This window comes from Nitratireductor sp. PBL-C9 (assembly GCF_050877045.1).
Taxonomy (GTDB): domain Bacteria; phylum Pseudomonadota; class Alphaproteobacteria; order Rhizobiales; family Rhizobiaceae; genus Nitratireductor; species Nitratireductor aquimarinus.
This window is the reverse complement of the sequence record NZ_JBPAXW010000008.1, coordinates 80,787-105,134: the sequence shown is the minus strand read 5'-3', so window position 1 is coordinate 105,134 and position 24,348 is coordinate 80,787. Positions and strand designations below refer to the sequence as shown.

Here is a 24,348-nt window from a genome sequence, read left to right as displayed (position 1 = left end):
TCATTTCCATAATTGGCACCGAGAATTTAAGAATTTCGCATCTTTGCAGAGATTCTTGCGTGATCATCAGGAAGGAAGGCGCAGTATGACCGTAGTGACCGAAGTCCAATCGACGACCTGGACCTATGTTGATGGCGATTGGCATGAGGGCAACGTACCCCTCATCGGTCCGCGCAGCCACGCCATGTGGCTCGGCTCGACCGTGTTCGACGGTGCGCGCTGGTTCGAGAATGTTGCGCCGGACCTTGATCTGCATGCGGCACGCGTCAACGCTTCCGCCGCTAATCTCGGCCTCACGCCGAAGGTTTCGGCTGACGAAATCATAGGGCTGGCGAATGACGGTCTGAAGAAGTTCGACGGCAAGACGGCTGTCTATATCCGCCCGATGTACTGGGGCGAGCACGGCGGCTATATGGGCGTGCCGGCGGACCCGGATTCCAGCCGTTTCTGCCTGTGCCTCTATGAAGCGCCGATGCTGGAGCCGACCGGCTTTTCCGTTGGCGTTTCGCCGTTCCGCCGGCCGACCTATGAGACCGCGCCGACCAATGCCAAGGCGGGGTGCCTCTACCCGAACAACGCCCGTGCCATCATGGAAGCGCGCAGCCGCGGCTTTGACAATGCGCTGGTGCTCGACATGCTGGGCAATGTGGCCGAGACCGGCAGCTCCAACATCTTCATGGTCAAGGATGGCGTGGTCTACACGCCTGCGCCGAACGGCACGTTCCTGACCGGCATCACCCGCACCCGCGTGATCGGCCTTCTGCGCGATGCAGGCATGGAAGTCGTTGAAAAGACGCTTTCGGTGAAGGACTTCCTTGAAGCGGACGAGGTGTTCTCCTCCGGCAACCACTCCAAGGTCGTTCCGGTGAGCCGGGTCGAAGATCAGAATTATCAGGCTGGTCCTGTGGCCAAAAAGGCCCGTGACCTCTATTGGGAGTGGGCCCATTCGGGCGTGCCCGCCTGATCATTCGGGAACAATCGGACGCGATGGGTATTGTCTCTCTCAAGGGAGAGCACCATCTGCGTCCTGCAGAATTCAACCACCTGTACGAGGGAGTTTACCACCATGGCTTTTGAACTGCCGGATCTGCCTTACGATTATGAGGCACTGCAGCCCTTCATGTCGAAGGAAACGCTGGAGTACCACCACGACAAGCACCACAAGGCTTATGTCGACAATGGGAACAAGCTGGCTGCAGAAGCAGGCATGGACGGCCTGTCGCTCGAGGAAGTGGTCAAGCAGTCCTTCGGCAAGAATGCCGGCCTGTTCAACAATGCGGCCCAGCATTACAACCACGTTCACTTCTGGAAGTGGATGAAGAAAGACGGCGGCGGCACCAGCCTTCCCGGCGCGCTCGCCAAGGCCATCGACAGCGATCTGGGCGGCTACGACAAGTTCCGCGCCGACTTCATCAATGCCGGTGCAACGCAGTTCGGTTCGGGCTGGGCATGGCTCGCCGTCAAGAACGGCAAGCTTGAGATCATGAAGACCCCGAATGGCGAGAACCCGCTGGTTCACGACGCAGCGCCGATCCTCGGCGTCGATGTGTGGGAGCACTCCTATTACATCGATTACCGCAACGCGCGTCCGAAGTATCTCGAGGCGTTCGTCGACAGCCTGATCAACTGGGACTACGTGCTGGAGCTTTACGAGCAGGCTTCGTAATTCCGCTTGTGGATTTCACAATAAGTACGGCTTCTGGCTGTATTCGAGAGGCCCGGCCCAGCGCCGGGCCTTTTTGATTCGACCGACCTTCACGAAAGCGTGAAGGCGTTCCCCGGAATAATTCCCGGCCAACCGCGTTGGTCCGGGTATTGTTCGAACAAATTACCGGAGGGTTTCCATGAAGAAGATTGCACTTGCCGTTTCAGCGCTTTGCCTGTCGGTTTCCGGCGTTGCCGCGGCCGATGATCCGATTGCCGTGCGCAAGTCGATCATGCAGGCAACGGCCGCTTCCGCCGGCCTTGCCGGCGCGATGATGAAGGAAGAGCTGGCTTACAATCCAGCCATCGCCAAAGCCGCCATCCTGACGCTGAACGCAGGCGCAAAATCCTATGGCGCATTCTTTCCCGAGGGTTCGGGCGAGGGCGACACCACCGCTGCACCTGCGATCTGGGAAGATGCAGCCGGCTTTCAGGCCGCGCTCGACAAATACATGACCGACACGACGGCTGCCTTAGACGCGGCAGGCAAGGACGGACCGGCGGATCTCGCTTCTTTCCAGGCGGCAATCGGCCCGGTGTTCAGCAACTGCAAGAGCTGCCACGAGAAGTTCCGCGTTCAGAACAACTAGAGCCTTTCCGCTTTTTGTTGAGACGCGAAAACGCTCTAATTCATTGTCTTACGCAATTCCGGACCGAAAACCGGTTCCCACTTTTCCTGGAATTGCTCTAGTCGAGAACATCGGACCGAAAAGCCGCATCGGGCTTTCGGTTCGATTTTTCAGCTCAGGACGATCGGGATTGTCATGAAGAAGAAATTGCTGACCACTGCCCTCATTGTCATCGCGGGCGGTGGAGCGGCGTTCTGGCTGTTGAGCGCTCCGACCTCACTGGAGGCCGGGGCGCTTGGCGCGCTGGAAGCGCCGAGTGCGGAGCGTGGCGAGCAGGTCTTCTGGGCCGGTGGCTGCGCCTCATGCCATGCGCGCCCCGGAGCTGACGGCGATGCGCGGCTGGAACTCGCCGGCGGTGTCGAGTTGAAATCCGATTTCGGAACCTTCGTCGCACCGAACATTTCGCCACATATGCAGGACGGCATCGGCGGCTGGAGCGACATGGCGTTCGCCAATGCGATGCTGCACGGGGTTTCGCCCGAGGGCGAGCATTACTACCCGGCGTTTCCCTATCCCTCCTATGCGCGGATGGAGCCGCAGGATGTGAGCGACCTGTTCGCTTTCATCAAGACGCTTCCCGAAGTGGAGGGCGATGCGGGCGAGCATCAGCTTTCGTTCCCCTTCACAATGCGTCGCGGCATCGGGCTATGGAAACTGGCCTATATGCATGACGAGCCGGTGGTTGCGCTGGGAGCCGATGCTTCTGATGCGGAACGGCGCGGGCAGTATCTCGTGGAGGGTGCGGGCCATTGCGGCGAGTGCCACACGCCGCGCAATTTTGCCGGCGGACAGCTCTACGATCAGTGGCTTGCGGGTGCGGTTTCGGCGGAAGGCGAGGGCATCGTGCCGAACATCACCACGGGTGATGGCGGGATTGGCTCCTGGTCGGCCGGCGACATCGCCTATTATCTGGAAAGCGGCTTCACGCCGGAGTTCGATTCGGTTGGCGGAGCCATGGTCTCCGTGCAGAAGAACATGGCCCGGCTTTCCAAGGAAGACCGCGACGCGATCGCGGCCTATCTTCTTGCCGTTCAGCCGAAGCCTAACGGTTATCCATCTTCCCGGTGACCTTCAGGACGAAGGCATAGGTGAGCGCCTTTTCCTCGAGCCGCGAAAAGCGGCCCGAGGCTCCGGCGTGGCCGGCGTCGAGATTGGTTTTCAGAAGAACCGGATTGTCGCCGCTCTTGCGCTCTCTCAGACGCGCCACCCATTTCGCAGGCTCCCAGTAAGTCACGCGCGGATCGGTGAGGCCGGCGAGCGCCAGAATGGGCGGATAGTTCTGCGCGCCCACATTGTCGTAGGGCGAATAGGCGGCGATGGTGTCGTAATCGGCCCTTGAGGCAATGGGATTGCCCCATTCGGGCCATTCCGGCGGGGTGAGCGGCAGCGTGTCGTCGAGCATGGTGTTGAGCACATCGACAAACGGCACGGCGGCGACGATGCCGCCGAACGCCTCGGGGGCCATGTTTGCGATTGCGCCCATCAGCATGCCGCCGGCGGACCCGCCTTCGGCCACGATTCGGTCGTGGCTTGTATAGCCCTCGGCGACCAGATGGCAGGCGGCGGCGATGAAGTCGGTGAAGGTGTTGACCTTCTTTTCGCGCTTGCCGTCCTCATACCAGGCGTAGCCCTTTTCCTTACCGCCGCGGATATGTGCGATGGCGTAGACAAAGCCGCGGTCGACCAGAGACAGGCAATTGGTGTTGAAAGCGGCGGGCATGGCCATGCCATAGGCGCCGTAGCCATAGAGCAGGCAGGGCGCGGAGCCGTCCAGTGCGATGTCCTTGCGATAGACCAGCGACACGGGCACCAGTTCGCCATCGGGGGCAGGGGCCATGAGGCGACGGGTGATATAGTCATCCGGATTGTGGCCGGAGGGCACTTCCTGCGTCTTCAGGAGTGTACGCTTACGGGTGCGCATGTCGTAGTCGAAGACCTGCTGCGGCGTGGTCATGGACGAATAGGAGAAGCGGAGCGTCTCGGTGTCGTATTCGTAGGACCCCATCAGGCCGAGCGAATAGGCCTCCTCGTCGAAGGCGATCAAATGTTCCGACCCGTCGGCGCGGTCGCGGATGACGAGGCGCGGCAGGCCGTCCTTGCGCTCCAGACGCACGAGGTAATTGGCAAACGCCATGATGGCGAGGATGAGCCGGCCCGGCTCGTGGGGCACCAGATCCTGCCAGTTGGCGCGGGCGGGATCGCCTGCGGGCGCGGTGACGATCTTGAAGTCCTTGGCGTCATCCGCATTGGTGAGGATGAAGAAGATGTCGCCGCCTTCTTCCAGATCGTATTGCAGTCCGGTTTCGCGCGCGGCCACCAGACGGGGCGTGGCGTCGGGATCGCTTGCGGGAAGGATGCGGCACTCCGACGTCTCGTGATCGTGGGCGGAGATGTAGATCCAGTCGTGATTGCGGCTGCCGGACACGTCGACGAAGAAACCCGGATCGGCTTCCTCGTAGATGAGGCGGTCTTCAGCGGAATCCGCGCCGATCCGGTGGTAGAAGATTTTTGACGGGCGGTGGTTCTCATCAAGCCTTGTGTAGAAGAAGCCACTGCCGGCTGCGTCCCATTCGCCGCTGCCGCCGGTCTCGGTGACCGTGTCGGGAAGCTCCTTGCCGCTTTCGAGATCGCGCACGCTCAGTGTGTAGAGCTCCGACCCCTTGTCGTCCTGGCCCCAGAGAAGGCGCTTGTGGTCCGGCGAATGGTCGGCGCCGCCGATGCGGAAATAGCTCTTGCCCTCGGCCTCGCGGTCGCCATCAAGCAGCACTTCCTCTTGGGCGTTGTCGTCGCCATCGCTCGGCAGGCGGAAGAAGCGCGGATATTCGCCCCCGGTGCGGAAACCGGCGGCATAGGCGTAGGGGCCGTCCTTGGCAGGTACGGAGGTCTCGTCCTCCTTGATGCGTCCGCGCATCTCGGCGACCAGGGTTTTCTGCAACGCTTCCGTGTCGGCCAGAAGTTCCGCCTGATAGGCGTTCTCGGCTTCCAGATGCGCGCGGATGTCGTCTGCCAGAAGGGCCGGGTCGCGCAGGACTTCCTGCCAGTTGTCGGCGCGCATCCAGGCATAGTCGTCCGTGCGCTCGATGCCATGGCGGGTGTCGCTGACGGGGCGGGCTTCGGGCGAGGGAGCGCTGGCTGTCGAGGAAAATGCTTTGGAAGTCATGGCAAACCTTGGAGTATCTGCGGAATGTGTGCAGGTGCGGCGCGAAGCGCTGCGTGAAGCTGGGCGCATTTTTGTCCCGCCGAAGGGGCGCGTGGCAATGGCCAATCGAAAAAATACCTGCGGGCGGGGAGGGCAGGAAGATCGAGGGCGCGATCCGCCTCTTCTGGGCAGTCGAAATAAAAGACTGTGTCTAAGCTGCATTATGTTTCACGCGGGCAACGTGAATGATGCATTCTTCTTATATAGGGGAACAAACGACCTGATGGGGCCTGCCGATTGTGTGGGCATGATTCCAGCGGTGTTTTTGCATAGTGAGCCCCCGGTGGTTTAAGCTGACCAATCTCTTGTGAATGGCGTCGTTTCATCGCGCCTGTGAGTTGCGTTTACGCCTTGTCGTGCCGAGGGCGAGTGTTTATGTCACCGTGAGATTTTCTGAAGTTTCTTGAAACACTAAGTCCAGTGGGGAGAGTTCATGACGGCAGACGGCCAGTGGCTGACATTTCTCGCTCTGTTGCTGCCGTTCGCAGCCGCCGCCATAGCACCAGCGCTTACAAGGGCGCTGCATCACAATGCAGCCTGGGTGCTGGCGATCGCGCCCGCTCTCATCTTTCTGCATTTTACGGGCTTTGTCGGACCCGTTTCCGATGGCGAAACGCTGACGGGCGGATATGCATGGATACCGAGCCTTTCGGTTGATTTTTCCTGGTTCCTCGATGGTCTTTCCGTCACTTTCGCGCTGCTGATCTCGGGCATCGGCACGCTGATCGTGCTTTATGCGGGCGGCTATCTGAAGGGGCACGAGCATCAGGGGCGCTTTTTCTCGTTCATCCTGATGTTCATGGGCTCGATGCTGGGCCTTGTGGTCGCGGATTCCTTCCTCACCCTGTTCGTTTTCTGGGAACTGACCTCGATCACCTCGTTCCTGCTGATCGGCTTCGATCACTCGCGCGAGGCTTCGCGCCGTGCGGCTTTGCAGGCGCTTGTGGTGACGGGGCTTGGCGGCCTTTCGCTGCTTGCCGGTCTTCTGGTGATCTGGAGCGCCACGGGCGTCAACTCCATGTCGGCGCTGCTTGCGACCGAGAGCGCGCTGCGTGATGCACCGCTCTACATGGCGGCGCTGCTGCTCATTCTGGGCGGCGCGTTCACCAAGTCGGCGCAGTTCCCGTTCCACTTCTGGCTCCCCAACGCGATGGAAGCGCCGACGCCCGTTTCGGCCTATCTGCATTCGGCGACCATGGTGAAGGCGGGCGTCTATCTGCTGATGCGCCTCAATCCGGTGCTGGGTGATACGGCTGCCTGGGAAACCATTCTGCCGCTGTTCGGCGGCACGACGCTTCTGGTGGGAACGCTTCTGGCCGTGCGCCAGACGGACCTGAAGCTGATGCTGGCCTACACGACCGTGGCTTCGCTGGGGCTGCTTGTCATGCTGACGGGCGTGGGCTCGGAAAAGGCGGTCGAGGCGGCGGTGCTCTATCTCGTGGCGCACTCCATGTTCAAGGGCGCGCTGTTCATGGTCGCGGGCCTTGTCGACCACGAATCCGGTACGCGTGACGTCACGAAGCTCGGTGGCCTGCGCACGGCAATGCCGATCACCTTTACGGCGGCTGTTCTGGCGGCGGCCTCGATGGGCGGCGTGCCGCTGTTCTTCGGCTTCCTCGCCAAGGAAGAGATCTATGCCGGCCTCGGCTTTGCCAATGGCTGGACCACCATGCTGACGCTGGTGGCGCTCGCCGGCAACGGGCTGATGTTCGCCATCGGCTTCGCCGTGGCGCTGAAGCCGTTCCTTGGCGCGAAGGTGGAAACGCCCAAACATGCCCATGAAGGGCCGATCCTGCTCTGGCTCGGACCGGTGGTGCTGGGCGCGCTGGGTCTGGTCTCGGCACTGTTCTCCGGCGTGAGCCATGAGCTCGTCAGCAGCCCGATGTCGAGCGCCGTGCTCGGCGAGGCCGTGACGGTGACGATTTCGACCATTCCGCATATCGGCATGCCGCTGGCGCTGTCGGTGGTGACGGTTGCGCTTGGCGTTCTGGTGTTCGTCATGCTGGGGCAGGGGCGCGCGGCGATGGCCGGCATCCTCAACGCCATCGGCTGGGGCCCGGACAAGGGTTTCGACCAAGTGATGCGCGGCCTGACACGTGTTTCCTTCTCGGTGACCAATCTCATCCAGAACGGCCGGCTGGACTACTACATGACGGCGACCTTCATCGCCGTTGCCGCTGCCGTCCTGATCCCGATGGGGCTTTATGAAGAGTGGCCGGCTGTTCCTTCGATGCCGCGCATGCCGTTCTATGAGTGGACGGTGCTTCTGATCGCGCTGATCGGTCTGGGCGCGGTGATCTATGCGCGCGACCGCCTGACGGCGATCGTCTCGCTGGGCATTCAGGGCTTCTCCGTGGCGTTGATCTTCATGCTTCTGGGTGCGCCGGATCTCTCCTTCACCCAATTCATGGTGGAGACGCTTTCGGTGGTCATCCTGGCGCTGGTCATGACGCGTCTGCGGCTTTCGCCGACGGATCATCGCCCGACGGGCGAGAAGGTGATGGACGTGGCGGTTGCGGGCACGTGCGGCGCGGCCCTCGGCCTGATGCTTCTGCGGGTGACGCAGGTGCCGTTCAACAGCGAGCTGAGCGATTTCTTCACGCAGTATTCGCGTGTGCTGGCGCATGGCCGCAACATCGTGAACGTCATTCTGGTGGACTTCCGCGGGACGGATACGCTGGGCGAGATCGCCGTGGTGATGATTGCGGGCCTTGCCATTCTGGCGCTGGTACGTGTTCGCAGTGTGAAGCCGATCGCTTCCAAGAACGGGGAGGGCTGATATGCGCACTCTGATTTTCCGCACGGTCGCGCCCTATCTTACGAGCCTGATGATCCTGTTCTCCGTGTTCGTGCTTCTGCGCGGGCACAATGAGCCGGGTGGCGGGTTCATCGGCGGTCTGATCGCGGCCTCTGCGTTTGCGATCTATGGCATTGCCTGTGGTGTTTCGCCGGTGCGGCGGGCGCTTTACTTCCACCCGATGGCGATTTCCGGTTTCGGACTTCTGGTCTCGGCGCTGGCTGGCTGGCTCTCCTACTTCTTCCAGGTGCCGTTCATGACGGGCCTGTGGACCAAGGTGAACTTTCTGGGCGTGCCGCTGGACCTGTCGACGGTCCTGTTCTTCGACATCGGCGTTTATCTGGTGGTGCTCGGCTCGATCACGTCGATCGCGCTGGCGCTTGAAGAAAGGGAGCATGGATAATGGAAGCCGCTCTTGCCTTTGTGGTCAGCGTGTTCTTTGCCGTTGCCATTTATCTCATGCTTTCAAAGCACATCATCCGCATCCTGCTGGGGGTCTCGATCTTCGGCAATGCGGTGAACCTGTCGATCTTCACGGCAGGGCGGCTCATGCGTGAGGTGCCGCCGATCATTCCCGAGGCTCTGCAGACGCCGGACTCCGCGATCGCCAACCCATTGCCACAGGCGCTGGTGCTGACGGCAATCGTGATCTCGTTCTCGCTGTTCGCGTTCCTCCTTGTGCTGGCGTTCCGCGCCTATCAGGAACTTGGAACAGACGATACGGACGGAATGCGCGTCGCCGAACCTGAGGGCGAGCCGCTGCCCCCGCTTGGATACTGAGACACTGATGGCCGCTGAATCGATAGACATTTCCGATGCAATGGTGATCCAGCCGACCACGCTGGGTGACTGGATGATTGTGGCGCCGGTTGGGGTGCCGATCCTTTTTGCCGCGATCCTGCTGATGGTGCGTCATGAGACGCGCCTGCATGCCGGTATCGCAATCACCGGCCTGCTTCTGACGCTGGCAGCCAATGCGGCGCTCTTGCTGCAGGTGCTCGCCGACGGGCCGCAGGTGATGACCATGGGGCGGTGGCTGCCGCCCTTCGGCATTTCCTTTGTCGCAGATGCGCTGGGCGCTTCGCTCGCCTTCGTGGCGACGCTGGTGGCAGCCGTGTGTGCGCTCTACGCCATGAAGGACATCGGGGCGACGGGACGCCGTTACGGCTTCTACCCGTTCGTGATGGCCCTGATGGCCGGTGTGGGCGGTTCGTTCCTGACGGGCGACATCTTCAACCTCTATGTGTGGTTCGAGGTGTTCCTGATCTCGTCCTTCGGTCTTCTGATCCTGGGCTCGACGGAACGCCAGCTCGACGGCGCGACCAAATATGCGATCCTGAACCTTGTGGGCACGACGCTGTTCCTGACGGCGACGGCCTATCTCTACGGCACGTTCGGTACGCTGAACATGGCGGACATTGCGCGCAGGGTCGACGCCATGCGCGACACCGGGCCGCTGATGACGCTGGCGGTTCTCTATCTGCTGGCCTTCGGCATGAAGGCGGCGGCGTTTCCCGTCAATTTCTGGCTGCCGGCTTCCTATCACACGCCGCGCATCGTCACGGCGGCGCTGTTTGGCGGCGTTCTGACCAAGGTGGGCGTCTATGCGCTGCTGCGCGTGCTGGTGATGATGTTCCCGGTCGAGCGCGTGGAGCTTTCCGGCGTGATCGCCTGGGTGGCTGCCGGCACGATGGTGCTGGGCATTATGGGCGCGCTTGCCCAGTCGGATGTTCGCCGGGTTCTGGGTTTCGTGGTGATCTCGGGCGTCGGCGTCATGCTGGCCGGTTTGGCGCTGGGGACGGAAGAGGGGCTTACCGGTACGGTTCTCTACGCTTTCCATTCCATTCTGGCGATGACGGCGCTCTATCTGCTTGCGGGCGTGATGAAGGAGCTTGGCGGCAGCTATTCGCTGCATGAGCTGGGCGGTCTCTACCGCGCCTATCCGGCGATGGGGGCCTTCGCGCTGATCCTGATGCTTGCCGTGGCCGGCCTGCCGCCGGCATCCGGCCTGTGGCCGAAAATCCTGCTTGTGCAGGCATCGCTGGAATCCGGCCTGCCATGGCTCGCGCTGGCCATTCTCGCGACGGGTCTTCTGACCACGATTGCGCTTGGCCGCGTCTATATCCTGGCGATCTGGCGCAACCGGCCCGAAGGTGCGCCGAGCGGCGAGCCGAACGCACGGCCGGGGCTCGGCTATGTGTCGCTGGCTCTGCTTTGCATTCCGATCATCCTTCTTGGCGTGTATCCTGAGCCCTTCATTCGCATCGCAGAGACCGCTGCGGCAGGGCTTCTGGATCCGTCCGCCTATATCGGAGCGGTCTTTCCCGTGGAGGCAGCGCAATGAAACTGTCCCTGATCAACATTCTCCTGGCGCTGATCTGGACCGCAGTGAGCGGCTCGTTCACGCTGCCGAACTTCCTCTTCGGCTTTCTGCTTGGTGCGGCCACGCTCTATCTGATCCGCGAGCAGGTGGGCTCGCTCGGTTATTTCGAGCGCAGCATGCGGGTTCTCTCGCTGGCGCTTCTCTTCCTCTACGAGCTGGTGCTTTCAGCGTGGCGTGTAGCCATTCTCGTGCTGTCGCCCAAGATGGACATCAAGCCCGGCATTTTTGCCTATCCGCTCAAGGTGGATCGCGATTTCGAGATCACGCTTCTGGCGAACCTGATCACGCTGACGCCGGGCACGCTGTCCGTCGACGTGTCGGAAGACCGCCGTTTCCTCTACGTGCACGCCATCGACTGTTCCGACCCGGATGAACTGCGTCGCGACATCGCCGATGGTTTTGAACGAAAGATCATGGAGGCGTTTCGATGAGCGCCAGTCAAGAATTCCTCGTCTTCGCCGAGTTTGTGGCGCTTGCCCTGCTCAGCCTGTCGTTTCTTCTCACGGTGGTGCGGGTGCTGGTGGGGCCGAGCCTGCCCGACCGGGTTCTTGCTCTCGACATGCTGGTGACGATCGCCATCGGCTTCATCGCCGTCATCGGCATTCGCACGGGCTTCACGCTCTATCTCGACATCGCCATTGCGCTTGGCCTTGTCGGCTTCCTTGCGACGGTGGCGTTTGCGCGCTTCGTGCTCAGCCGCCGCTATGAGCAGGAGTTCGTGAAGCGCGATACGCTGGGCATTTACGGGGACAAGGACCAATGATGGGCGACGTGCTGAACATTCTCACCGGCGCGCTCATGATCATTGGCGCTGCCTTCACGCTGGTGGCGGCCATTGGCATTCTGCGCCTGCCTGACCTTTACACCCGCATGCATGCGGCGTCGAAGGCGGGCACGCTCGGCTCGGGCCTGTTGCTGATCGCCCTGGCGATCTTTGCGCAGGATCAGGCCATCGTCACGCGCGCGCTCGCTGCCGTGGTCTTCTTCCTGCTGACAGCGCCCATTTCCGCGCACCTCCTGGCCAAGGCCGCCTATGCGGCCGGCTACAAGCTCTGGGGTCGTTCGGTGCATGATGAGATGGCGAATGCGGGAGGGGATGCGACGACCCCTGACGCAGAGGCAAGAAGTGACAAAGAATAGTGGAATAATTTTCCGGTAAATCCTTTTTGAGGCATTGCCGGGATGGATTCTACTTATGATGGTCTTTGAAAAGCCTGAAGCCGGCTTTTCCCGGGAAGTGCGGCTTCGGGTGCAGGGTCATACCTCACAAGGCATGGCTTCAATACTCAAATTTAATAAGGCGGGCTTAGATATAATTTTCCAGTAAGCTCAATTTTGTCTGATTTTTGGAATGAATTTGATTTTTTTGAGATGAGATAAACAATCGGCTTCTAGTGTCGCCTAGTATAAGACTTAAAAAGTGAGTTGACCGAAAGCAGAAAAGTAATCATAAGATTGCTGCCTCATCGGGAGTCGGGCCAAGAAATGCCAAAAACATCTGGCTCCCTTTAGAGACCTCATGAGTGGCGACTTGAGGTGAGACCAATTTTAATGACGTTGGGGCAAGGTAACGAAATGAACGACGATTCTGTAAAGAACGACAACATGCTTATAGAGCTGACTGCGGACGTTGTTGCCGCGTATGTCAGCAACAATCCGGTTCCCGCATCTGAGCTTTCCAACCTGATCTCTGATGTGCACTCGGCTCTTGGCCGTGTCAGCGGAACGCCTGAGGCGCCGCCGGCCGAGAAGCAGAAGCCGGCCGTCAACCCCAAGCGCTCGGTGCATGAAGACTACATTATCTGTCTTGAAGACGGTAAGAAGTTCAAATCGCTGAAGCGCCACCTGATGACGCATTACGGCATGACGCCGGAGCAGTATCGGGAGAAGTGGGGCCTTGATCCGAACTACCCGATGGTTGCGCCCAGCTACGCGGTTGCCCGCTCGAAGCTGGCCAAGCAGATGGGTTTAGGCCGCAAGCGCAAAGAGACCTAGAGCTTCGGACCGAGAGGCGGCATCCGGTTTTCGGTTGTTCGGCTGCTCTATAAAAGTTTCGATCATCCTTTGTTGCCCGGACGGGCGCAGGGTGATCCAGTGTAACGGCTACGCCGAGATTACACGCTTCAAGGTTCAGGCGTCGCTGCCACAGCGACGCCTGATTTGTTTCAGGGGGGGCTTTTTCCTGTTGCGCAAAATGCGACGCTTCTCATGCGTTTCCGGGAATTCGGGGGACGGAGCGAGCGCCCAGCGAGATGGCTGCGGGCGGATGTGTGGATTTTCTTCGTGCCGGGCATGGTGTTTCCGGCGCCAGGCGTTCCAGCCCCTGTTTTAGAGCGATGTGTCGGTTGAGATCATAGCTCCAGTGCCCGCGCACACCCTTCAGGCGCTCTCTTTCGATCAGACGCTTCAGGCGTTGTACCAGCGCGGTGCGTTCAGCGCCCGTTGTCTGTAGCGCTTTGGCAAGATCGATGCCGCCAATGAGGAACAGTGCTGCCGTTTGCCGTGACAGTTCATGGCGTTTTCTCTTTTCTTCAAGGAACTCAAGGCGTTCTTGCTTCATCGCGGTCATGGTCGATCCCTGTCTTGATTTGGGGTGACTATGAGGGCGCGCGGCACGGGCGGGGATAAACCTGTGTTGGAAAAACGGTCTCAGAATTTTTATGTCTGTATTTCAATATCTTGATTGATCGATGGGGAAATATCGTTCCCTCTTTGTTCGCGTTGGTGGTTGTGTAGGGTATAAGAATTTATTCCTCTTTTTTGGGAAGGGATAATGCCTGTGCTTTCAAATTCCACCAAACCGCCGCAAGACGCAGCCGAGCCGGAAGGAGTGTCCGAGGAGACCGAGCGTCCGGCATTGGCGCGGCGCTTGAGCCCCGTCACCGAAGAGCGGCTGGGCGACGTCTGCGAATGCGTCATCGATATCCTCGCAGCGCTGTTCAATGTGAGCGGGCGCGAGCTGCGCGAGGCCCGTCGGTCGTCCACCAGCGTGACGCGGGTGCGCCAGATCGGCATGTATGTCGCGCATGTTGTGCTTGGGTTGAACATGACCGAGGTCGGGCGTGGCTTCGGGCGTGACCGGACCACGGTTCAATATGCGTGCCATCTGATCGAGGACATGCGCGACGATGAAGAATTCGACCGGATCGTGCTGATGACGGAGCGGATCACCTCGGCTGCGTTTCGCAATATGGAGGTGCGCTGAGATGGCGGTGATGAAGGACGATGTGCGTCAGCGCCGTGAATTTCAGAGGGCGTTGAGGTTTCTGCAGAAGGGGCCCGCCTGGCTTCAGCGCGGGGCGAAGACGGGGGCGGTGCTTCTGGATGGCGGAGAGCGGGGAACGATCTCGATCGCGCGAGATGTGCTGGAAAGGCTGAGCCGTGATGATCTGGTCTCTCGTGATGGGGAACGGGTGAAGCTGACGCAGGCGGGAAGCGCACATGCGTGCAGGCTTGGCGCGCGTGAGGAACCTTTTCGCAGGCAGCACTGGGAGCTCGAACAGCGAAGCTTTGGCGAGGGGCTGGAGCGTGAAGTGGTGTCGGCGACACTGAGCGAATCGCCGCTCGCCCAGCTTGCCCGCCGGCGGGCGCGCAATGGCCAGCCATTTCTGAACCAGGCGGAGTTCGATGCGGGGGAAAGGCTGCGCGCAGACTATACGCGCGGGCAGATCATGCCGCGGATGAGCGCCAACTGGGTGGCGACGGTTTCGGCGGGCAGGAGGAGCGGTGGGGCAGGCGAGGGGGCCGAACTCACCGATGCGGCGCTCGCAGCGCGCCAGAGAGTGGACCGGGCGCTCAATGCGGTGGGGCCGGAACTTGCCGGCGTTCTCGTCGATATCTGCTGCTTCCTGAAAGGGCTCGAGCAGGTGGAGACGGAGCGTGGCTGGCCCGTGCGTTCAGCGAAGGTGGTGTTGAAGACGGCGCTTGGCGCGCTCGACCGCCATTATGCGCCACGGGACGCCGGGAGAGCGGCGGCGCAAAAGCCCATTCTTCACTGGGGCGTTGAGGATTATCGTCCGAAAATCGCCTGACGTGCGGCGGAACGATACACCAGCGCGGAGGCCCATGAGGGCCTTCGCATGTCAGTCTTGCGAGTCAGTCTTGCGAGAGATTTAGCCCGCTGCGGGAGCTACGGCTGCGGCCTCGTCCCGGATGCGCTGGACCATGGCGCGCAGGCCATTGGCGCGCTGCGGGGTGAGGTGCTCGTCGAGACCGAGCTTGCGCAGCACGTCTTCGGCATTGATGGCGAGGATTTCGCTGGCACGCTTTCCCGAAAAGAGCAGCATCATGATGGCCACCAGGCCGCGCACGATGTGAGCGTCGGAATCGCCCCTGAAGTTCAGGACCGGATCGTCGCCATCGGCGCGCTCGGTGTAAAGCCAGACCTGGCTAACGCAGCCGCGAACGCGATGCGCCTCATCCCGCGCGCTCTCCGGGTAGGCCGAAAGGCCGTTGCCCAGATCGATGATGTAGCGATAGCGCTCTTCCCAGTCGTCCAGAAAGGCGAAGTCGTCGTAGAGGGTGTCAATCGTCGTGCTCATTGGGCCGGATATAGTGATTGTCCGGCCTGTCGTCACGCAAAACCTTTTCAGGAAGGGCGCGCTTAGCGGTTCTCGGCGCTCTCGGGAATGCTGCCGGTGGTGATGGTGTCTTCGGGAGCGGCTGCCGCGTCGGGCGCTTCGCTGCCGCTTTCCTCGATCATCTCATAGGCCATGCGGGCGCTCTCACGGGCGCGGACGCCGATGGTCTGAAGGGCGGCGACGCCCGTGGCGCAGACTTCCGGTTTGCGCTCGCAGATGCCTGCCATGTCGCTGACCGCATCGCGGGCAGCGCTCAGAGCCTGAAGGGCGCCGATCTGCGGCGCTGCGCCATCGCCATCATTACCGGCGCCGCCAATCGGCACAAACAGCAGAACAAGCGAAAGCCAGAAGATTGCGCGAATAAGAAAGCCCATGACGTCCAGTCCCGTTTCCTGCCCCGTTTAGCTCAAGATCCAACTCAAGGGGGCGTCCCTTTCATTACCATTGCACGGTCCGGCCAAGGAGCTCTTGAGATTTTTGCTAAAATTGAAAGCAAATTTCTCTCGCATTCGAAAATGACTGCCTTCGAGACAAGTCTGCATCAAAGCCTGTGAAACGCATTAACCTTTGATTTACCATCCAAGCGCCTGTGCCGATTGAGGTGTCGGCGATGGTCAAAGGGCGAAAGCCTGTTTTTCTGGAGGGCGGGGAGCTGCGTATTTTGTTCAGCGGGCGTTAACCATGACGACATTCAGCCGGCTTTCTACTGCGAGAAATCGGCGTTTTGCGGCCTGAGGCGGCCGTTTCACCGCTGCGCTTATCCTTTCCTTAAACGCTCGGTGCGAGTCTCCTCAGGAACAAGAACCCGCCGAACGGACCAAACAAGAGCGCGTCGAGTTGAGTTCACGAGTATCTCCATATCCGGAGTGGCTGGCAGCCGTTTCGGCAGCATTTGAAGGGCTGATCCATCCGAGTGTCGAGCAGGGGCCCGAACGCTCGCATCAGCTCAGGCTTGCTGCCGTTCTGTTTGCCGCTCCCTTTCTGTTTGCAGGCGCTGCGGCGCAGCTTCTTGGCGCGACGGTGGGCTTTGCCCAGACGCTGGCGCTGGCGAGCGCCGTGTTCGCCGCGAGCTGGCTGACGGCTGCCCTGCTTCTGGCAACCGGACGGCGCAGGCTCGTCGAAGCCGGCGCGCTTGTCATGGCTGTTCCGGCTGTTGCGGCGCTGATCGCGATTGCCGGCGGGGTTTCCTCGCCGATGACGCTGCTGGCCGGGGCGCTGGCTGCTGAATGCTACTGGATTGCCCGGACCCGTCGCGCGGCGATGACCGGCGCTTTCGCCGGTGCGGTCGCGGTGGCGCTCTCCTTCGGCGCAGGCACTCTTGGTTTTGGTGGTCTGCCTTCCGTGACGCCTTCGGCTGCACAATGGCTCGTGCCGCTCATCTACGTTGCAACGCTTGGCCTTCGCTTCACCGTGAAAGAGCCGGCGCGTGCGGACGCGGATGCGGCTCCCGAAGCCTCCGGCATTGAAGAGCGCATGAGCGCAGTGCTGCTTCGCGTGAACCGTTCCGGCGATGTGATGCACGCATCCAGCCAGGCTGAAACTCTTCTGAACGTGCGTTCGGACATTCTTCTCGGCAATGGTTTCTTCCAGCGCATTCATGTGGCCGACCGCGTCGCCTATCTGTGCGCCGTCTCCGATATCAATGAAGGCGCCGAGGCGCGTACGATCAGCATGCGCCTGCGCATGCCGGTGGAACAGGGTGCACTGCGCGCACCCGGTTACCGCCAGTTCGGTGTCGAACTCTTGTCGGCAGCCGGCGAGGGCGGGGCCGTTGTCATTCTGCGCGATGAAGCCGGCATGGCCGAGCTGGAGCATGATCTGGCGAGCGCCCGCGAAGAGGCGCGTGTGGCGAAGGTAGAGAGCAAGCGTATGCTGGCTGCCGTCAGCCACGAACTGCGCACGCCGCTGAATGCCATTCTGGGCTTCTCCGACACACTTCTTTCGGAGATTTTCGGGCAGCTTTCCAACGAGAAGCAGCGCGAATATGTGCGGCTGATCAATGAGGCTGGCGGTCATCTTCTCTCGGTGGTGAACTCGACGCTGGAGATCTCCAAGCTTGAGGCCGGCACCTACACGCTTCATCCCGAGGCCTTCCGCTTCAGCGAAGTGGTTGACCCGAGTGTTGCCTTCGTTCAGGGGGATGCATCGGCGCGGTCCATCGACATCGAGGTCGCCATTGCCGACTCGGTTGGCGTGGTCTATTGCGACCGGCGCGCCGTGCAGCAGGTGCTGATCAATCTCCTGTCGAATGCGGTCAAATTCTCGCATGCGAACGGCAAGGTGTGCGTTTCGGCCGAGCGTTCAGGAAACCGGCTGGACTTCAGCGTTTCCGACAATGGCGTGGGCATTGCAGCTGCCGATCTGGCGCGGATTGGCGAGCCGTTTGCTCAGGTGCGCACCGACGAGACGCGGCATGTGGAAGGGACGGGCCTCGGCCTCGCACTGGCGAAAGGGCTTGTCGGCCTTCAGGGCGGTGGCATGACCATCGACAGCGCGCCCGGCGAGGGCACGCGGGTGAGCATTTCCCTGCCGGTCGGCGTCGGCGAGGACAAGGATCAGAATACCGGTAACGGCAAACCGGCGATTGACGATGAGTGGAGCGATGAAGAATACCGCAAGACGGCCTGAACCGGAGGTCACCTTTGGAACCCTGCTGCGCGCCGGTGCGGCCGGTGCAGGGATGGCCATCGCCCGCAACCCGATTGCGGTTGGCGGGGCGACGGCCTTCGCCGTGGCGTTTTCCTTCGTTTCTGCAAATGCGCTCTGGTATCAGCCGCATTTCCACGCCGGCGCGCTGATCTCAACGCGCGAACCCGTCTTCGTTGAAACGACGCCTGCGCCGACCTTCCCGGCTGCGGTGCAGGAAACGCCAAGCCAGGCGCCGCGCCAGATCGCGCCTGACCGGGACACGACCGGTGCGATACCGGTGCAGCGGCCCGACGTTCTTCAGGGCGGCGATCCGGTCGTGCGCAAGGTGCAGAAGGTTCTGGAAGATCTCGGCCTCTATCACGGAACGATTGACGGTCTGCAGGGTGCCGCCACGCGCACGGCAATCGGCAATTATCGGCGCATCGTGGGGCTGGATTCCAATCCGGTCGTCGATGAGGCGCTGCTGCGCCAGTTGGGGCTTTCGAACGCCACACCTGTAATGGAGCAGGCTCCGGGCGCGCCCTCGGTCGTGCAGACCCCGACTGTCGTGCCAATCCCGACGCCCCGGCCTGCCTATCAGCCGCAGGCAGTACAAGCGCAGCCCGCAGTGGCCGCAAGGTCGCAGACGGCAAACGTTCCGGTTCCGGCCGCCGAAGTGCCGCAGCCGCGCGTGCAGACCGCAGCGCTGGCAACGGTTGAGGCCGACCCGACCATCATGCGGGTTCAGGCGGGTCTGAAAGCCTTCGGCAATGATGCGATCACGGTGGATGGCATTCTCGGCCAGGACACGCAGACCGCGATCCGGGAATTCCAGAGCCTGTTTGGCCTGCCGGTCACCGGTCGCCCTGATGATACTTTCCTCGCCAAGATGCGGGAAGTCGGCCTGACCAATTGACGGGTCAGACCGGCCCTTGCACAGGGCCGGTGCGCGTGAGATTACCCCTGCCATCTGTTTTGCACGGCTGAAACTGCGGCGAGGAGGCCGATGCGCATATGCGTTTGACCAGCGATTTCTGGGTCTCTGCCCTGACCAAGAGACTGTTTGCAGAGGGCGGTTTTGCAACCGTTCTGCAAAAGGGCGCGCGCGAAGCCGGCACAATCTACATACTGTTACGCAACAGGCTTGGCGAGCAGGCGCTTTATGGGCCGGCGGCCCAGGCCGTTTATGACGAGGCGCGCCCCAATGAGCGCCGGTTTGCGCTGATCGTGCAGAATGACGAGGAGGCGATCGAAAAGCGCCTCGAACGCGAGCGTCGGTTCGATCCGGATTTCTGGCTTGTGGAGATCGAGGTCATGAACCTCGATGAGGCGGAGCGCTATTTCGAGATTGCCACCGGCTGATCGGCATGGCCCGGCGAGCTGGTGCCGTCCCGCCAGCTCTGCAGCCTGTGCCGTGCATTGTCGGCAGACAGGGCGCGGTAACGCTCCAGGAAAAAGCCGATGGCGCTGCGCTGTGAGAACAGTTTTGGAAACACGGCTGCGGTCAGGAGGAACGCCTCCGCATCCTCAAAGCCGAGCGCCTTCAGGACGATGATCAGTTCGCCATAGGTGGGAAAACCCGTGATCTCGCGGGCGGCATCTGAAGAAATTCCCAGAAGCTCTGTGAGCGCGGCTTCGAAGGCTCCATTTTCGCTGGAGAAGACGGCTTCGCGCAGTATCGCACCGGCAGTCTCAAGCGTCGGCAAGGGCCTGTCGATGCGCTGGCGGGCAGCCGGAGCCTGTGTGTTGGCTGCGCTCATGATGAGGCGCAGGCGATCGCGGACATCAGCCTCGCTGGCGCTTCCGGCGGACGGTGCGGTCTGCTCATCATCATGCGCCTGCGCCGACAATGCGCGCACGAGTGCGGCAATGGCCGGGTTGAGGTGCGCGCGACGGCCGATGACCCGCGCGTGGGGCTGCCCGTGCCGCGCGATCAGGCCGATGAGATCGACATCCGAAAGGGCGGGCGAGCGGACCAGAAGGGGCGCGCAGATTTCCGCCGGCTCGTCGGTCAGCCTGCGCAGGAGCCCGGGGGGCGGCGTTGCGAAATCGGACAGGACCGCAGCGGCGTAGCGGCGGGTCTCTGCGGCAATCAGCGGATAGAGCGGCAGGGCGAGGTCGTCCAGTTGCGCAATCTCGCGTCTGGTCGGTCGCGTCAGCGACACGAAAGCGGATATGGCAGCACGGAACAGGCGCTCCGGTCTATGCGCTTCCCCGCCCGAAGCCAGTTGCCTGAATACAGCGGATGACACGCAGACCTAAACCTCCAGAAACACGAATGGTTACATGAAACGCCATCGGGCGGACGCGCCAATGCCCGATGCCTGGTTAGAATTACACGAATTCCCTTAGCAAGCTGTTAACCGGTTTCTTTAGAGTTCCGTTCAGAAACGGATTGTCAGGGGTAACGAAACCTTAACCATGTGCTGCCTTACTCAGTAACGGAGGCGTTGCGTACCACTCCGTCACAGAAAGGGACGCGATGTCATGGCAACGATATTGAGCTTCGTACCAGCAGCAAAAAAGAGTTCGGCAAATGTGCCGAGGCAGCGCCGTTCGGACGCCGCGATCATCATCTTTCCCGGCGTGCGCTATGAGCAGCAACCGGATATGGGGCCGGAAGATGACAGCGGTGGCAACCAGCCGAAAAGCGTCGGCCGGCGTGTGACGAAACGCTAGGGCATTTCCGCTTTTCGTCGAATCGCAAAAACGCTTTCATTCATTGTTCTTGTGCAATTCCGGACGGAAAACCGGTTCCCACTTTTCCTGGAATTGCTCTGGCCAAACAGGCGGACCGGAGAGCGGGCCTGAGCGCGCGCGTGAACTCAAAGTGCCGAGCAGCGCAGTTCCTGAAAGAAACGCTCGATTGTGGCGCGCCAGCTCTTGTCTGGCTGAAAGACCCGCACGACAACTATGCCTTCGTCCAGATCGGTCTGGGCAATGAGTGAGGTGCTCACCATCTCAGGCATTTCCTTGCGCAACTCCAGAAGTTGCGGTGCGTTCATGATCAGCGCATCGAGTTTTCCACTCTCGGCGCCGCGGTCGTTTACATTGAAAACATTGATTCCGTCGCGGTCGTAGACCGAGAAAGACCAGAAGGGCACGCGGGTTTCTGCACTGAGCCAGGTCATGCCGTTTTCGAGATCGAACCGGCAGGCAGCCTCCTCAAGAAATGGATTCTGCTTCTCTGCGAGCAGCGCGTTGGCATCGTCCTTGCCGAGGCGCGTGAATGTGTAAAGGTCGTGCTTTGCGGCGAGCGCGGACCACATGTCCCGTTCCGAATAGGCGGGTAGCAGAAACAGGATGGCGAGATGGACGGCGGCTGCGCCGAAGAGGCCGAGAAGGACAAGGTGCGCAAATCTAAGCATCGCAGCCCGTCCGCATGATGACCGGAAGCCGGGTTTCGCCAACGCTGGACTCGGTAAACAGCGGGGTGTCGACCAGCGTCAGAACGATGCGCATGGGGCCGGGGCCCGTGGTGGCGATCCAGTTGTCCGGATGGGCATGTGGCGAAACCATGATGCGCAGGGGGGTGTTTCGTCGCCAGACCAGGGACTGTGAGTGGAGTGCGGATGCAAACCGCGCCGGCGCGGGCAGGGGGCGACGTTCAAGATCCGTCAGGTGCAGGGTGAAAAACCGGGTGGGCGGCATGTCGCCACGGATCATATAGCTGCATTCGCGCAGAAGCGGACGGCGCAGACTGTCCTGAGTGGCGGTGATTACGATGCCTTCTGCGTTTCCGAGCGCAAGCGTGCCCAGGCGAGCGCTGCGCGCACGTGCATAGGGATCGGCGTCGCTGGTGCCTTCATTGGGAAATGTAACCCAGGGACCGATTTCACTCGAACCGATCGTGCGGGTGGATTCCAGCGCAAGCCATGCCGTGCCGGCACCGCCGCCAAGGGCGATGAGCAGAACCACTGCCACCTGGAAAACAGACTTCAGCATGTGATGCCCGACAAAAAACGGAGGGCCCCGGATAGCCTGATTTCAACCGCAGGTTCAAGAGGTTTGAAGTGTGCCGGGCCGGGCATTACAGGGCGGTGACTGTTTCAAGAGCGCTTTGATTTTTGAGGCTCGGAGCTTTTTTGAAGTCCCCGGCCAGCTCCCTGAGGAAACGGGATGTGCGCGATGAAAGAGCGAGTGGCAGGTCTTCGCGCTTGCGGCTGGCGCCCTCCGCGCCTTCGCTGGCGACCAGCTCTTCGCCTGTTTCGATACGCATGGGGCCTTCGATGCCGGGCAGCGACTTGATCTCCACATTCTGGTGGGCGTAGGCCATCATGCGCTGCCAGACCATGGCGGGCAGGGAGCCGCCGGTCATGCGGCGCGTGGGGTGGAAATCGTCATTGCCGAGCCAGACTGCGGCGACATAATTGCCCGTATAGCCCACATACCAGCCATCCCGATAGGACTGGGTGGTGCCGGTCTTGCCGGCTGAGCGCGTCATGGGAAGCGCGGCGCGGCGCCCCGTGCCCTGTTCAGGGACAAGGATGAGCATCTGGTTCATGGACGCCGCTGCCTTTTCGGACAGGACCCGGCGCGGCGGTGAGGCATCGCGGCCATGGTCGTAGAGCAGCCGGGCCGAATGAGTCGATAATTGCGAGATGCCAAACCGGGTGTCGGCGTAGCCGCCATTGGCGAAAACGGAATAGCCGGTGGCCTGATCGAGCGTGGTCATGCCGGAGGTGCCGAGCACCATGGTCTTGTGACCGTTGAGCGGGGATTCGATGCCAAATGACTTGATCAGTGCGATGATCGGGGCGATGCCCAGATGATCGCGCGCCAGGCGAACCGGCACGGTGTTGTAGGATTTGATGAGGGCGCGCGTAAGGGTGACGCGGCCGGCATAGCTGCGCCCGTAATTGCGGGGTGACCAGCTGCCCCATGAGATGGGGCCGTCTGAAATGAGGGAATCGGGCTCGAACCCGTTTTCCATCGCGACGGCGTAAACATAGGGCTTGAAGGACGAGCCGGTCTGGCGCTCAGCCTTGGTTGCGCGGTTGAACTGGCTTGCGCCATAGTCGCGTCCGCCGACGATGGCGCGCACGGCTCCGTTCGTGTCCATGAGCGTGATGGCGCCTTCGGAGACATCGTAATCCTTGCCGTACTGGCGCAGATGGAATTCCAGCGATTCCTCCGCCGCCTTCTGCAGATCCGGGTCAAGCGTGGTGCGGGCGACGAGCGAATGGGTTGTGCCATTGGGAATGACACGTTTGACCTCCTCGAACGCCCAGTCGAGGAAGTAATCGGGGGCTTCCGCGCCATCGCGGTCGACGGCAGTGGCCGGCTGCAAACGGGCCGACAGGACCTGCCCTTCGCTCATGAAACCGGCCTGCACCATATTGGTGAGCACTTCATTGGCGCGCGCACGCGCGGCCGGCAGGTTGACATGCGGTGCGTAGCGGGCCGGAGCCTTGAAGAGGCCGGCAATCATGGCGGCCTCGGCGAGGCTCATATCCTTGACCTGTTTGTCGAAATAGAAATCGGCCGCTGCTGAAATGCCGAATGTGCCGCCGCCGAGATAGGAACGGTCGAGATAGTATTGCAGGATTTCGGATTTGGAGAGGTTCATCTCCAGCCAGACGGACAGGAAGGCTTCCTTGACCTTGCGTTCCAGCGTGCGCTCATTGGTCAGAAACAGGTTCTTGGCAAGCTGCTGTGTGAGCGTGGAGCCGCCCTGAACGACGGAATTGGCGCGGACATTTTCGGTGAAGGCGCGGGCAAGCCCCAGGAAGTCGATGCCGAAATGCTCGAAGAAGCGGCGATCCTCGGTGGCGAGAATGGCCTTGATGACGTGATCGGGCATCTCGTCGACAGGCACGGAATCGAGCTGGATGATGCCGCGCTGTCCGATTTCGTTGCCGTAGCGGTCCAGAAAGGTGACGGCGTAATCGTCCTGGGCGCGCCAGTCTCCGGCGGTCTCCTCGAAGGCCGGCAAGGCGAGCCCCAGCATGACGACAGAGCCGACGGCGGCGAGGGTGACGCCTTCGCTAAACAGTTCCACCGTTGCGCGTTTGAAACCGTAAACGCGAAAGCGACGGGAGAAGATTGTTATGCTTTCCCAGATTTCGGCGAGCTTGAACCCCGCCTCGTAGAGCGTTGAATCGATCCATGCATCGAGCGCCAGAAGTCTGGTCGCCCGGGGAGCCTTCGTCTGCCGTTTTTCGCGCGGCTTATTCACCCAACCTCCGTCCGGCCATTTGCGGCCAACCCGATCACATCCGCGCCATTGGATTATGTGCCGAGAATGGTCCTGCAGTGTGACGCATTTATGATATCCACCCTAGCGCGAATTTGTGTAAATTTCGCCGAATTTCAACGTTTTCTGCAAGTGAAATCCGGCATGATGGCTAACGCCGGGGCAGGCTATGTCAAAATATAGGAAAAAATTCTTGACACCGTAACGGCCCGCTGATAGGTTTCAGGCATGG

The 24,348-nt window shown here is 61.2% G+C and carries 26 protein-coding genes; 18 read left to right on the top strand and 8 right to left on the bottom strand.

Going from position 1 to position 24,348, the window contains the following annotated elements:
• Positions 1-85 precede the first annotated feature (85 nt).
• From ACRTG1_RS17185 to ACRTG1_RS17170, 4 genes are all read left to right on the top strand, one after another.
• On the top strand, positions 86-964 hold the full coding sequence (locus ACRTG1_RS17185; protein ID WP_297562882.1) for a branched-chain amino acid aminotransferase: 879 nt from the start codon (positions 86-88) through the stop codon (positions 962-964).
• A gap of 102 nt (positions 965-1,066) precedes the next feature.
• The gene (locus tag ACRTG1_RS17180) at positions 1,067-1,666 is read left to right on the top strand and encodes a superoxide dismutase (protein WP_113154587.1); all 600 of its coding nucleotides are present in this window, start codon (positions 1,067-1,069) and stop codon (positions 1,664-1,666) included.
• A 178-nt stretch (positions 1,667-1,844) separates the two neighbouring features.
• The gene (locus tag ACRTG1_RS17175; protein WP_432516709.1) at positions 1,845-2,294 is read left to right on the top strand and encodes a c-type cytochrome; all 450 of its coding nucleotides are present in this window, start codon (positions 1,845-1,847) and stop codon (positions 2,292-2,294) included.
• A 174-nt stretch (positions 2,295-2,468) separates the two neighbouring features.
• Positions 2,469-3,401, top strand: coding sequence for a cytochrome c (locus ACRTG1_RS17170; protein WP_206545899.1), 933 nt, complete (start codon positions 2,469-2,471; stop codon positions 3,399-3,401).
• Here the strand turns inward: ACRTG1_RS17170 and ACRTG1_RS17165 are convergent.
• Positions 3,376-5,493 (bottom strand): S9 family peptidase, encoded by a 2,118-nt coding sequence (locus tag ACRTG1_RS17165; RefSeq protein ID WP_432516708.1) that lies wholly within the window; start codon positions 5,491-5,493, stop codon positions 3,376-3,378. The genes ACRTG1_RS17170 and ACRTG1_RS17165 overlap by 26 nt on opposite strands.
• A gap of 472 nt (positions 5,494-5,965) precedes the next feature.
• Here ACRTG1_RS17165 and ACRTG1_RS17160 point away from each other — a divergent pair, with 472 nt between their 5' ends.
• The 8 genes from ACRTG1_RS17160 (at position 5,966) to ACRTG1_RS17125 (ending at position 12,707) form a co-directional block, all read left to right on the top strand.
• Positions 5,966-8,311 carry a putative monovalent cation/H+ antiporter subunit A gene (locus ACRTG1_RS17160; RefSeq protein WP_297558004.1) on the top strand — a complete coding sequence of 782 codons (2,346 nt, stop codon included), beginning with the start codon at positions 5,966-5,968 and terminating at the stop codon, positions 8,309-8,311.
• A 1-nt stretch (position 8,312) separates the two neighbouring features.
• Positions 8,313-8,732, top strand: a complete 420-nt coding sequence (locus tag ACRTG1_RS17155; RefSeq protein ID WP_113154592.1) for a Na+/H+ antiporter subunit B — start codon at positions 8,313-8,315, stop codon at positions 8,730-8,732.
• A complete protein-coding gene (locus ACRTG1_RS17150; protein ID WP_113154593.1) occupies positions 8,732-9,109 on the top strand; it encodes a Na+/H+ antiporter subunit C in 378 nt (125 codons plus the stop codon). Before ACRTG1_RS17155 ends, ACRTG1_RS17150 begins: the two co-directional genes overlap by 1 nt.
• Positions 9,110-9,116: 7 nt before the next feature.
• Entirely contained in the window at positions 9,117-10,673 is a 1,557-nt protein-coding gene (locus tag ACRTG1_RS17145) for a Na+/H+ antiporter subunit D (protein WP_432516707.1), read from the top strand.
• On the top strand, positions 10,670-11,143 hold the full coding sequence (locus tag ACRTG1_RS17140) for a Na+/H+ antiporter subunit E (protein WP_113154595.1): 474 nt from the start codon (positions 10,670-10,672) through the stop codon (positions 11,141-11,143). Before ACRTG1_RS17145 ends, ACRTG1_RS17140 begins: the two co-directional genes overlap by 4 nt.
• Complete coding sequence (locus ACRTG1_RS17135) at positions 11,140-11,475, top strand: cation:proton antiporter (protein ID WP_206545902.1); 336 nt, start codon at positions 11,140-11,142, stop codon at positions 11,473-11,475. Before ACRTG1_RS17140 ends, ACRTG1_RS17135 begins: the two co-directional genes overlap by 4 nt.
• Positions 11,475-11,852: a monovalent cation/H(+) antiporter subunit G gene (mnhG, locus tag ACRTG1_RS17130; RefSeq protein ID WP_113156224.1), complete on the top strand. Its 378-nt coding sequence runs from the start codon at positions 11,475-11,477 to the stop codon at positions 11,850-11,852. Before ACRTG1_RS17135 ends, mnhG begins: the two co-directional genes overlap by 1 nt.
• Before the next feature lie 435 nt (positions 11,853-12,287).
• Complete coding sequence (locus ACRTG1_RS17125; RefSeq protein WP_206545903.1) at positions 12,288-12,707, top strand: MucR family transcriptional regulator; 420 nt, start codon at positions 12,288-12,290, stop codon at positions 12,705-12,707.
• A 211-nt stretch (positions 12,708-12,918) separates the two neighbouring features.
• On the opposite strand, the gene ACRTG1_RS17120 is transcribed toward ACRTG1_RS17125, so the two are convergent.
• A complete protein-coding gene (locus ACRTG1_RS17120) occupies positions 12,919-13,281 on the bottom strand; it encodes a hypothetical protein (RefSeq protein ID WP_222473852.1) in 363 nt (120 codons plus the stop codon).
• Positions 13,282-13,485: 204 nt separating this feature from the next.
• On the opposite strand from ACRTG1_RS17120, the gene ACRTG1_RS17115 reads away from it, so the two are divergent.
• Both ACRTG1_RS17115 and ACRTG1_RS17110 read left to right on the top strand, forming a co-directional pair.
• Complete coding sequence (locus ACRTG1_RS17115; RefSeq protein ID WP_283799308.1) at positions 13,486-13,917, top strand: helix-turn-helix domain-containing protein; 432 nt, start codon at positions 13,486-13,488, stop codon at positions 13,915-13,917.
• 1 nt (position 13,918) lies between these two features.
• A complete protein-coding gene (locus tag ACRTG1_RS17110; protein ID WP_299936998.1) occupies positions 13,919-14,743 on the top strand; it encodes a DUF6456 domain-containing protein in 825 nt (274 codons plus the stop codon).
• Between the two features lie 81 nt (positions 14,744-14,824).
• On the opposite strand, the gene ACRTG1_RS17105 is transcribed toward ACRTG1_RS17110, so the two are convergent.
• Together ACRTG1_RS17105 and ACRTG1_RS17100 are read right to left on the bottom strand one after the other, a co-directional pair.
• Complete coding sequence (locus ACRTG1_RS17105) at positions 14,825-15,253, bottom strand: SufE family protein (RefSeq protein ID WP_206993699.1); 429 nt, start codon at positions 15,251-15,253, stop codon at positions 14,825-14,827.
• Between the two features lie 62 nt (positions 15,254-15,315).
• On the bottom strand, positions 15,316-15,666 hold the full coding sequence (locus tag ACRTG1_RS17100; RefSeq protein WP_206545906.1) for a DUF5330 domain-containing protein: 351 nt from the start codon (positions 15,664-15,666) through the stop codon (positions 15,316-15,318).
• Positions 15,667-16,129: 463 nt separating this feature from the next.
• On the opposite strand from ACRTG1_RS17100, the gene ACRTG1_RS17095 reads away from it, so the two are divergent.
• From ACRTG1_RS17095 to ACRTG1_RS17085, 3 genes are all read left to right on the top strand, one after another.
• On the top strand, positions 16,130-17,920 hold the full coding sequence (locus ACRTG1_RS17095) for a sensor histidine kinase (protein ID WP_432516706.1): 1,791 nt from the start codon (positions 16,130-16,132) through the stop codon (positions 17,918-17,920).
• Positions 17,895-18,836, top strand: coding sequence for a peptidoglycan-binding domain-containing protein (locus tag ACRTG1_RS17090; protein WP_432516705.1), 942 nt, complete (start codon positions 17,895-17,897; stop codon positions 18,834-18,836). The genes ACRTG1_RS17095 and ACRTG1_RS17090 overlap by 26 nt, the downstream gene beginning before the upstream one ends.
• Before the next feature lie 98 nt (positions 18,837-18,934).
• Positions 18,935-19,282: a DUF1491 family protein gene (locus ACRTG1_RS17085; protein WP_113154602.1), complete on the top strand. Its 348-nt coding sequence runs from the start codon at positions 18,935-18,937 to the stop codon at positions 19,280-19,282.
• Here ACRTG1_RS17085 and ACRTG1_RS17080 read toward each other — a convergent pair.
• Entirely contained in the window at positions 19,258-20,172 is a 915-nt protein-coding gene (locus ACRTG1_RS17080) for a hypothetical protein (protein ID WP_206547294.1), read from the bottom strand. The genes ACRTG1_RS17085 and ACRTG1_RS17080 overlap by 25 nt on opposite strands.
• 235 nt (positions 20,173-20,407) lie before the next feature.
• Between ACRTG1_RS17080 and ACRTG1_RS17075 the strand changes: the two genes are divergently transcribed.
• On the top strand, positions 20,408-20,599 hold the full coding sequence (locus ACRTG1_RS17075; RefSeq protein WP_432516704.1) for a hypothetical protein: 192 nt from the start codon (positions 20,408-20,410) through the stop codon (positions 20,597-20,599).
• 146 nt (positions 20,600-20,745) lie between these two features.
• Here the strand turns inward: ACRTG1_RS17075 and ACRTG1_RS17070 are convergent, their stop codons facing one another.
• The 3 genes from ACRTG1_RS17070 to ACRTG1_RS17060 form a co-directional block, all read right to left on the bottom strand.
• Complete coding sequence (locus tag ACRTG1_RS17070; RefSeq protein WP_297562850.1) at positions 20,746-21,288, bottom strand: DUF1254 domain-containing protein; 543 nt, start codon at positions 21,286-21,288, stop codon at positions 20,746-20,748.
• Entirely contained in the window at positions 21,281-21,865 is a 585-nt protein-coding gene (locus ACRTG1_RS17065) for a DUF1214 domain-containing protein (RefSeq protein WP_206547295.1), read from the bottom strand. The genes ACRTG1_RS17070 and ACRTG1_RS17065 overlap by 8 nt, the downstream gene beginning before the upstream one ends.
• An 85-nt stretch (positions 21,866-21,950) precedes the next feature.
• Positions 21,951-24,098, bottom strand: a complete 2,148-nt coding sequence (locus tag ACRTG1_RS17060) for a transglycosylase domain-containing protein (protein ID WP_432516703.1) — start codon at positions 24,096-24,098, stop codon at positions 21,951-21,953.
• Between the last annotated feature and the right edge of the window lie 250 nt (positions 24,099-24,348).

What these genes read in the sequence shown, in the direction of transcription:
- ACRTG1_RS17150 (WP_113154593.1), top strand. Translation starts at nt 8,732, where the DNA reads ATGGAAGCCGCTCTTGCCTTTGTGGTCAGCGTGTTCTTTGCCGTTGCC.
- ACRTG1_RS17185 (WP_297562882.1), top strand. Translation starts at nt 86, where the DNA reads ATGACCGTAGTGACCGAAGTCCAATCGACGACCTGGACCTATGTTGAT.
- ACRTG1_RS17140 (WP_113154595.1), top strand. Translation starts at nt 10,670, where the DNA reads ATGAAACTGTCCCTGATCAACATTCTCCTGGCGCTGATCTGGACCGCA.
- ACRTG1_RS17135 (WP_206545902.1), top strand. Translation starts at nt 11,140, where the DNA reads ATGAGCGCCAGTCAAGAATTCCTCGTCTTCGCCGAGTTTGTGGCGCTT.
- ACRTG1_RS17070 (WP_297562850.1), bottom strand. Translation starts at nt 21,288, where the DNA reads ATGCTTAGATTTGCGCACCTTGTCCTTCTCGGCCTCTTCGGCGCAGCC.
- ACRTG1_RS17065 (WP_206547295.1), bottom strand. Translation starts at nt 21,865, where the DNA reads ATGCTGAAGTCTGTTTTCCAGGTGGCAGTGGTTCTGCTCATCGCCCTT.
- ACRTG1_RS17120 (WP_222473852.1), bottom strand. Translation starts at nt 13,281, where the DNA reads ATGACCGCGATGAAGCAAGAACGCCTTGAGTTCCTTGAAGAAAAGAGA.
- ACRTG1_RS17160 (WP_297558004.1), top strand. Translation starts at nt 5,966, where the DNA reads ATGACGGCAGACGGCCAGTGGCTGACATTTCTCGCTCTGTTGCTGCCG.
- ACRTG1_RS17180 (WP_113154587.1), top strand. Translation starts at nt 1,067, where the DNA reads ATGGCTTTTGAACTGCCGGATCTGCCTTACGATTATGAGGCACTGCAG.
- ACRTG1_RS17110 (WP_299936998.1), top strand. Translation starts at nt 13,919, where the DNA reads ATGGCGGTGATGAAGGACGATGTGCGTCAGCGCCGTGAATTTCAGAGG.
- ACRTG1_RS17100 (WP_206545906.1), bottom strand. Translation starts at nt 15,666, where the DNA reads ATGGGCTTTCTTATTCGCGCAATCTTCTGGCTTTCGCTTGTTCTGCTG.
- ACRTG1_RS17085 (WP_113154602.1), top strand. Translation starts at nt 18,935, where the DNA reads ATGCGTTTGACCAGCGATTTCTGGGTCTCTGCCCTGACCAAGAGACTG.
- ACRTG1_RS17165 (WP_432516708.1), bottom strand. Translation starts at nt 5,493, where the DNA reads ATGACTTCCAAAGCATTTTCCTCGACAGCCAGCGCTCCCTCGCCCGAA.
- ACRTG1_RS17090 (WP_432516705.1), top strand. Translation starts at nt 17,895, where the DNA reads ATGAAGAATACCGCAAGACGGCCTGAACCGGAGGTCACCTTTGGAACC.
- ACRTG1_RS17145 (WP_432516707.1), top strand. Translation starts at nt 9,117, where the DNA reads ATGGCCGCTGAATCGATAGACATTTCCGATGCAATGGTGATCCAGCCG.
- ACRTG1_RS17075 (WP_432516704.1), top strand. Translation starts at nt 20,408, where the DNA reads ATGGCAACGATATTGAGCTTCGTACCAGCAGCAAAAAAGAGTTCGGCA.
- ACRTG1_RS17175 (WP_432516709.1), top strand. Translation starts at nt 1,845, where the DNA reads ATGAAGAAGATTGCACTTGCCGTTTCAGCGCTTTGCCTGTCGGTTTCC.
- ACRTG1_RS17115 (WP_283799308.1), top strand. Translation starts at nt 13,486, where the DNA reads ATGCCTGTGCTTTCAAATTCCACCAAACCGCCGCAAGACGCAGCCGAG.
- ACRTG1_RS17125 (WP_206545903.1), top strand. Translation starts at nt 12,288, where the DNA reads ATGAACGACGATTCTGTAAAGAACGACAACATGCTTATAGAGCTGACT.
- ACRTG1_RS17170 (WP_206545899.1), top strand. Translation starts at nt 2,469, where the DNA reads ATGAAGAAGAAATTGCTGACCACTGCCCTCATTGTCATCGCGGGCGGT.
- mnhG (WP_113156224.1), top strand. Translation starts at nt 11,475, where the DNA reads ATGGGCGACGTGCTGAACATTCTCACCGGCGCGCTCATGATCATTGGC.
- ACRTG1_RS17105 (WP_206993699.1), bottom strand. Translation starts at nt 15,253, where the DNA reads ATGAGCACGACGATTGACACCCTCTACGACGACTTCGCCTTTCTGGAC.
- ACRTG1_RS17155 (WP_113154592.1), top strand. Translation starts at nt 8,313, where the DNA reads ATGCGCACTCTGATTTTCCGCACGGTCGCGCCCTATCTTACGAGCCTG.